Source organism: Marinifilum breve, assembly GCF_003202155.1.
In the GTDB taxonomy this organism is placed as follows: Bacteria; Bacteroidota; Bacteroidia; order Bacteroidales; family Marinifilaceae; genus Marinifilum; species Marinifilum breve.
In genome coordinates this window covers 1-1163 of the sequence record NZ_QFLI01000035.1, presented here as the reverse complement: position 1 = coordinate 1163, position 1163 = coordinate 1, and the positions used below count along the sequence as shown (strand labels likewise).

Sequence of the window (1163 nt, the reverse complement as noted above, 5' to 3'; positions counted from 1 at the left end):
AATCACTTTCAGTGACTTCTCTGTTCAATCTGACAATTATGTGCTAAATAAAGTCAAATTAATTTTAACTTGGGGATATGAGGACCCAACATTATTTCGTGGGGGAGGATGAACCCAGAAAATTTCAAAATCCGGATATCAACTCCGGATCTTCAAAAAAAAGGGGAGGTGTTGTGGATGCGGAGGAATAGACCAATAATTATCATGTCAAGTCCAATGGTGTCCTTGGATTTTAAATGGACATTTCCTATTGGTCGATATCTGTTCACTTGTTGAGTATTGTACAAAATGTTGTTTTCTATTTTTATGGTACGATGTGGTATGCTTGGTTAGTATATAAATAGAGTATGTTTGAAATATAATGATTCATATCTCCGAGGCTGAGACTTGCGTTCTGGACTCAACTGGCTGGGCTAGACAGGGAAGCAGGACCAATCAGAACTGTAGGCCGTTCGTGCGTGTTTTACGTGTCACTGATTCGATCTATAATACACTGCTCTCTAATCTTTTCAGTCACGGACACGACAATTGGCACGGGGTAAAAATCGACCCAAGTTTGAAGTCACAACAATTGGCGACGGGGTGGAGAAAAGTTTTGAACCCTCAACTTCAAGGTCATAACAATTGGCGACGGGGATTTTGGCAACAAAGAAATAATAATAATACAAGTGGTGACTCAGATTTTGGAAATAAATTAGCTGTATAATTGCCGGTGATTTTTGGAGCTAATATTATTGGCAAAAAAAAATGTCGATTTCTTTCGAACAGTTGCGGTTAATATTACAGCACCAGCAGAAGATGTTGGCCTTGCAACAACAGCTATTTGTAACAGTTTTGGGCAGACTTTGCATTCAAGCAGAAAATAAGAAATCTATATATCATGCAGATAATGGTGCAGTAATGGACATTTCAGAAGCATATCCTGTGCAGGATTCAAATCCCTCTATACCAGAAGGAAAACGTAATATTGGTAACGTGTCCAGCTCAGAGCAAGAAAATATTGTGCTAAATGCACATGAAGTTGTGACAATACCAGATGATCAGGAGCCAGATCCTGTAGATGATGCCCAGAGTCCAGAATCAAATGAAACACTACTGGTACTGTCTAGCTGCGAAAATAAACGTCAGCTCGAACAAAATTGTGGTCCACGTGCTATTAGTCG

Annotated in this window: 1 protein-coding gene; it reads left to right on the top strand. The window is 39.4% G+C overall.

The genetic code is table 11. The features are described from left to right. Positions 1–747 precede the first annotated feature (747 nt). The coding region (locus tag DF185_RS24710; protein WP_133250140.1) for a hypothetical protein at positions 748–1163 on the top strand (416 nt) is incomplete at its 3' end.